Origin of the sequence: Achromobacter sp. SIMBA_011 (genome assembly GCF_046535435.1) — a bacterium.
Classification (GTDB): domain Bacteria; phylum Pseudomonadota; class Gammaproteobacteria; order Burkholderiales; family Burkholderiaceae_B; genus Achromobacter; species Achromobacter dolens.
Genome location: NZ_JAWRWN010000414.1, coordinates 1 through 274, shown reverse-complemented (window position 1 = coordinate 274; position 274 = coordinate 1). Strand labels below are relative to the sequence as shown.

General features: G+C 49.3%; 1 protein-coding gene. It reads right to left on the bottom strand.

The features are described 5' to 3' along the window. Positions 1-181: hypothetical protein (locus tag SB816_RS31525; protein WP_410548185.1), on the bottom strand; the 181-nt coding region annotated here is incomplete at its 3' end. Positions 182-274 lie beyond the last annotated feature (93 nt).

Here is a 274-nt window from a genome sequence, read left to right as displayed (position 1 = left end):
AGAGCCAAATCCGTCGAGAGGGTTCGAAACGATTCGAAGCATTGGCTCTGGTGATCAGGTCACCAAGTCCCGAATCGATGAAGCCTTGTTCGATAAGGTTACGCTCGGCATTTCTTGGCGCAAGTACGCCGATTAAGTCATCCGGATATGCAAACCTTTGATCTCTGATCTGAGCGACCATTGCGCTGATCTGATCATGCAGTGGTAATCCATCTTTAGGTGTCGCCTTCGATGGGTAGTCTGCTTCTGGATAATTTGAGTGAGGGAGCATAGG